This window comes from Pseudomonas sp. 1121_17, from assembly GCF_052850745.1.
The window spans coordinates 253508-259579 of sequence record NZ_VXCX01000007.1; the positions used below are offsets into that span (position 1 = coordinate 253508).

Here is a 6072-nt window from a genome sequence, read left to right on the forward strand (position 1 = left end):
ATGTGTAAAACCGACGCCTGGCCGCCTGGCAGCTTAATGCAAGGCATTGCGGGCAAACTGCCGGGGGCGCAAGCCGCAGGCGAACAGGCAACCGAAATAGGTCACGACGCCGGCACCGATCAGGGCACCCAGGCGCAGGAAGCGCTCGAGCATGCCGCCCTCTTCCCAGGCTGGCATGTAATGCATGCCCAGCAGCAACACGGCCGACATCAGGCTGACCGCGAGGATCAGCTTGAACAGGAACCGCGCCCAGCCTGGTTGCGGCTGGAACAGGTCCTGGCGGCGCAGACGCCAGTACAGCAAGCCGGCGTTGAGGCAGGCGCCGATGCTGATGGCCAGGGCCAGCCCGGCATGGGCCAGCGGGCCGACCAGTACCAGGTTGAGCAGCTGGGTCGAGATCAGGGTGAAGATGGCGATCTTTACCGGCGTGCGGATGTTCTGCTGGGCATAGAAGCCCGGCGCAAGCACCTTGATCAGGATGATCGCCAGCAGGCCGACCGAGTAGGCGATCAAGGCGCGCTGGGTCATGGCCGCGTCGAATGCGCTGAACTTGCCATACTGGAACAGCGCCACGGTCAACGGCTCGGCCAGAATCGCCAGGGCCAGGGTACATGGCAGTACCAGCAGGAAGCACAGGCGCAGGCCCCAGTCGAGAATCCGCGAGTACTCGTGGCGGTCGCGATTGGCGTAGGTCTTGGCCAGGGTCGGCAAGAGGATAGTGCCGAGAGCTACCCCGAGCACGCCTGAGGGCAGCTCCATCAGGCGGTCGGCGTAGTACATCCACGACACCGATCCGGCCACCAGAAAGGAGGCGAAGATGGTGTTGATGATCAGCGAGATCTGGCTGACCGACACGCCGAGAATCGCCGGCAGCATCTGCTTGAGCACCCGCCATACACCGCTGTCGCGCAGGTTCAGGCGCGGCAGCACGAGCATGCCGATCTTCTTCAATGCCGGCAGCTGATACAGCAACTGCGCCAGGCCGCCCGCCAACACACCCCAGGCCAGGGCCATGATCGGCTGCTCGAAGTACGGCGTCAGCAGCAGGGCGAAGGCGATCATCGCCACGTTGAGCAGGGTCGGGGTAAAAGCCGGTACCGCAAAGCGGTTCCAGGTATTGAGGATCGCCCCTGCCAGCGATGACAGCGAGATCAGCAATATATAAGGGAAGGTCACCCGCAGCAGGTCGGTGGTCAGGGCGAAGCGCTCGGCGTCGGCGGCAAAGCCCGGCGCCGTGACCCACACGATCCACGGCGCGGCGAAGATGCCCAGCGCAGTAACCAGGGCCAGTACCAGAGTCAGCAAGCCACTGACGTAGGCAATAAAGGTGCGCGTCGCCTCTTCGCCCTGTTGGGTCTTGTACTCGGCCAGGATCGGCACGAAGGCCTGCGAGAATGCGCCCTCAGCGAAGATACGCCGCAGCAGGTTGGGCAGTTTGAAGGCGATGAAGAACGCATCGGTTGCCGCGCCGGCACCGAATACGCGCGCCAGGATGGTGTCGCGGACAAAGCCCAGCACCCGTGAAATCATGGTGATGGAGCTGACTGCAGCCAGGGATTTGAGCAGGTTCATCGAAAAATTTTCACGCTGGGGACGGAGGACGCTACTAAAGCCGCCAAGATGTGCGATACTCCCGCGCCTTCGCAGGGGAGCCAAAATTCCCGAGTTTACAGGTCGCGGCGCAGAAAGGAATATTTCCCTCTCGCGGACCCACCACTCGGCGGAACCTTGCAGGTGGCCTTGACATCTGTCGTATGCATCGGCATGATTCGCGGCCTATTTTGTTTGCTATTTCCCTAAAGTCTTTCAAGGAGCTCGACGGTGGCCAACTCACCTTCCGCCAAGAAACGCGCAAAACAGGCTGAGAAGCGTCGCAGCCACAACGCCAGCCTGCGTTCCATGGTTCGTACCTACATCAAGAATGTAGTTAAAGCCATTGACGCAAAAGACGCCGAAAAAGCGCAAGCCGCTTACACCCTGGCTGTGCCTGTCCTCGACCGTATGGCCGACAAAGGTATCATCCACAAGAACAAGGCTGCTCGCCATAAAGGCCGTCTGAATGGCCACATCAAGGCGCTGAAAGAAACTGCAGCTGCCTAAGCGACGCGCTTGTTAAAAACCGACCCTAGGGTCGGTTTTTTATTGCCTGCGATTTATGCCGTGACGCGGTCCCTGTAGGAGCGGCCTTGTGTCGCGAAAGGGTCGCGCAGCGGCCCCACGATTTAGGCAACGCCGCAGAATTGCTGGGGGCGCTACGCACCCCTTTCGCGACACAAGGCCGCTCCTACAGGTCATGCGGCGCAGCGGATTGCTTACTTGCCCAGCTGGATCTTCGGCGCCCACTGCAGCCACACGTCATCAGGCTTGTCGAACAAGGCAAAGGTCTGCTTCGGTCGTGCCGGGTTACCCATCTGCTCGCCCTCTGGCGTGGCAAAGGCAATGCCACCGTCGATCAGCGTCTCCAGCGACTCGGTACGCACCGTGGCGCCCTTGAACAAGCCCCAGTCGAAGCCAAAGCCGCTGCTGTTCCAGAACCGGCTGCCACCGCGCACCAGCCCGGCATAGCGCGGTTCGATGAGGATGTGGATCAGCACCCGATCAGCGCTCTGTCCCAATTCAAAGCCAGTGACCTTGCCCACCGCCACCTCGCGGTAGGTGACCGGCACGCCCGGCTTGATCGAGCCACGTCGCGGAGCACTCAGGGTAATCGGCAAGCCGATCTCCTGGCCTTTCACCTCTGGCGCCTCGGCCAGAGCGATGAAGTCACGCTGTGAGCCTTGGCTCCTGGCGGCTGGCTGCACCTCGATGTACTGCCCACCGATCAGCGTATCGAGGTTCTCGGTCTTGACCAGCCCCAATGCTGGCTTGACCACCCAGAACTGCGTACCGACACGGGTGATGCGGTCGGCAGCTTCGTTGATGCGCGCACGCAGCAGTACCGCCTGCAGATCGTCGGTCAGATCGGTACTCTCGATACTGCCCACCTCCAAGCCGCGGAAGCGGATCGGCGTGCCCGGCTTGAGGCCATCAGCGCGCTCGACACGGATGGTGATCAGGGTACCGGCGCGATTGGCTGCCTCTTCGCTCTCATGCAGACGGAAGCGCGGGATATGACGCTTGAGCGGCACATCCGGCTTCGGCGTATCGAAGGCAATGCCGCCCGCCATCAGGGTCTGCAAAGACTCGCTCTTGACCTTGATCCCGGACAGGCCGCCAGTCAGCGTGATACCACTGGCATTCCAGAAGCGCGTTGAGCCGTTGACCAGGTTGGCGTACTCCTTTTCGATGTGCACACCGATCAGGATGCGTTTGCTGTTGCGGGCAAACTGATAGCTCTGCACGTTGCCGACCTTGACCTGGCGATACATCACCGGGCTGCCGACCTCAAGCGAGCCGAGGCTGTCGGCGAACAGTACCATATGCAGGCCTGGCGACTTCAGATCGAGCGGCGGCGCCTTGGCCCGTGCTTCGAATTCGCGCTGCGGCCGTGCGCCCTTGTCACCTGGACGGATGGCAATGTAGTTACCCTTCACCAGCGCCTCCAGGCCAGTGATGCCCGCCAGGGAAATGGACGGCTTGACCACCCAGAATTGCGTGCCCTCGACCAGATAATCCTCCGCCAGAGGATCAAGGGTCAATTCGGCTGACGCACTGGCCAGGTCGTCTTCGATCTTCAGGGTCTTCAGCGAGCCGATCTGAATGCCTTTGTACAACACTGGCGTACGCCCTGCCTGCAGGCCTTCAAAATCAGTCAGTTTGACCTTGATGCGGATACCCGCCTGGGCAGCGTCAAAGTCTTCATAGAGGCGGAATGGCAGGCTTGGATCAGTCGGCGGACTGTCTTTGCGGTGCTCAGGGGTAGCAAAGGCAATACCGCCGGCAACGATGCTGCTGAGCGACTCACTGCGTACCTTGACCCCGGACAGGTCAGCATCGATGCTGATGCCGCTGGCATTCCAGAAGCGCGTATGTTTGCGCACCAGGCTGGCGTAGGCGGGCTGGATGAACACCTTCACCTCAACGGTGTCCTGATCCTCGGACAGCTTGTAGCTCTTCACCCGACCGACCTGGATCTGCTTGTAGAACACCGGGCTGTCGCGATTGAGCGAGCCGAGTCGATCGGCCTTGAGGGTCAGGTGCAGGCCGGGCTCGGAGTCAGACAGCGGTGGCGCCGAGGCCAGCGCCTTGAAGCTTTTGGTCGGCTCGCCTTTGCCCGGGTCGACGGCAATATAGTTACCCGATACCAGTGTCTCCAGGCCGGAGATGCCCGCCAGGGTAACGCTCGGCTTGACCAGCCAGAAGCGCGTGCCGGTGGTCAGCTGGGTGTCTGCCGCCTTGTTCATCTCGATGGTGGCGATCACCCCGGTGTTGCTGCCGGTGGCATCCAGCTCCAGCTCGGTAACCTTGCCGACTGGCATACCCTTGTAGATCACCTCGGTCTTGTTGGCGACGATCCCTTCACCAGTCTTGAAGCGCACCTGGATCTCCACCCCGGCAGAACGGTAGGCCTGAACGCCCAGCCAGCCGCCGATGATCAACGCGATCAGGGGCAGAATCCAGATGGCCGACCAGTTCGAGGCAGGGCGGGTTTTTGCCGTAGGCACGTCACTCATGGTCGTCATCCGACTCCGTGTTATCCCAGATCAGTCGGGGATCGAAAGTTAAGGCAGCAAACATCGTCAGGATCACCACGCAGGCGAAAGCGATGGCGCCCAGATTAGCTTCGACGCTGGCAATCCGGCCAAAATTGACCACCGCCACCAAAATGGCAATGACAAATATGTCCAGCATCGACCAGCGCCCGATGAATTCGATAAAACGGTACATCCAGATGCGCTGCCGGGCCGACAGCGGCTGATGTCTTTGCACCGAGTACAGCAGCAGGCCGATGCCGACTAATTTGAAGGTCGGCACCAGGATACTGGCAATGAACACCACGGCTGCGATAGGCAGCATGCCGTGGTGCATCAGCGTGATGACCCCGGACATGATCGTGTCGGGGCTGCCCTTGCCCAGCGAGCTGACCGTCATGATCGGCAACAGGTTGGCGGGGATGTACAGGATGAACGCAGTGATCAGCAGTGCCCAGGTGCGCACGATGCTGTTAGGCCGTCGCGGGTGGACGACGGCACCGCAGCGGATACAGGTCTGCCCGGCGTCATTGCCTTCCTGACGGTTCAGCTCGTGGCATTCATTGCACACCAGAATCCCGGCATCAATCGCCCGCATGCAGATCCTCCCCGGACAACGCCACCCAGATCTGATGCGGCGACATCACCACTTCCAACCAGACTTGCACCAGCAGCAGGCTGATGAAGCAGACCAGGCCAATACCGATATTCAGTTGGGCAAGGTCGAGCAGCTTGACCATGGCCACCAGCACGCCCATGAAGTACACCTCGAGCATGCCCCACTCGCGCAGGTGGTGGTACACCCGGTAGATCAGCAAGCCGTAGCTGCGACCGATGTCCAGACGGATGCTCAGCAGCACTGCCAGTTGACACAGCAGCTTGAGCAAGGGGATGGCCATGCTGCAGAGAAACACCACCACGGCGATCAGGTGCATTTGTGAGTTGTACAAGCCAAGCACACCGCTCCAGACGGTATCGTCGGAGGTCTGCCCGAGCAGGTGCAGCTGCATGATCGGCAAGAAGTTGGCGGGGATATAAAGCAGCAGCGCAGCCAGCACCAGCGCCAGGCTGCGATTGACCACGTTATGGCGGTGGGCGTACAGCTCGTAGCCGCAACGTGGGCACAGCGCCTTCTCATTGTGCTGCAGGGGTGGCTTGCGCAGCAGCAGGTCACACTCATGGCAGGCGATGAGATCGTCCAGCGGCAGATTGGCCAGCACTTCGGGGTCGGCAGGGTTGGGCATATGGGCGTCTGAGTGGAAGCGTGGGCTCTATTCTAGTGTTCTGGCTCGCATTGTGGGAGACGCGTGGCCGCCCTGATGCTAGGCATAAGCATACTGGCACTTCGTTATGAGCGCTGGATGGGGTAAAAGTGCCGGGAATGGAAGCTGGAGCGACAATTTTAGGCTGGGCAGCAGCTCTGGATTTTGTGGCTCCCGGA

At 61.0% G+C, this 6072-nt stretch carries 5 protein-coding genes; 1 reads left to right on the forward strand and 4 read right to left on the reverse strand.

Annotated elements, in window-relative coordinates:
* Window positions 1–33: 33 nt before the first annotated feature.
* Entirely contained in the window at window positions 34–1572 is a 1539-nt protein-coding gene (gene murJ, locus FW789_RS15445; RefSeq protein ID WP_186701319.1) for a murein biosynthesis integral membrane protein MurJ, read from the reverse strand.
* 249 nt (window positions 1573–1821) lie between these two features.
* Here murJ and rpsT point away from each other — a divergent pair, with 249 nt between their 5' ends.
* Window positions 1822–2100, forward strand: coding sequence for a 30S ribosomal protein S20 (gene rpsT, locus FW789_RS15450; RefSeq protein ID WP_101316189.1), 279 nt, complete (start codon window positions 1822–1824; stop codon window positions 2098–2100).
* A gap of 212 nt (window positions 2101–2312) precedes the next feature.
* Here rpsT and FW789_RS15455 read toward each other — a convergent pair whose 3' ends face one another.
* Genes FW789_RS15455 through FW789_RS15465 form a run of 3 tightly spaced genes read right to left on the reverse strand, consistent with a single transcriptional unit; the run spans window position 2313 to window position 5875 of the window.
* The gene (locus tag FW789_RS15455; protein ID WP_103435949.1) at window positions 2313–4613 is read right to left on the reverse strand and encodes a PqiB family protein; all 2301 of its coding nucleotides are present in this window, start codon (window positions 4611–4613) and stop codon (window positions 2313–2315) included.
* Window positions 4606–5229: a paraquat-inducible protein A gene (locus FW789_RS15460; RefSeq protein ID WP_446431702.1), complete on the reverse strand. Its 624-nt coding sequence runs from the start codon at window positions 5227–5229 to the stop codon at window positions 4606–4608. The genes FW789_RS15455 and FW789_RS15460 overlap by 8 nt, the downstream gene beginning before the upstream one ends.
* Window positions 5216–5875 carry a paraquat-inducible protein A gene (locus FW789_RS15465; RefSeq protein ID WP_103435947.1) on the reverse strand — a complete coding sequence of 220 codons (660 nt, stop codon included), beginning with the start codon at window positions 5873–5875 and terminating at the stop codon, window positions 5216–5218. The genes FW789_RS15460 and FW789_RS15465 overlap by 14 nt, the downstream gene beginning before the upstream one ends.
* Between the last annotated feature and the right edge of the window lie 197 nt (window positions 5876–6072).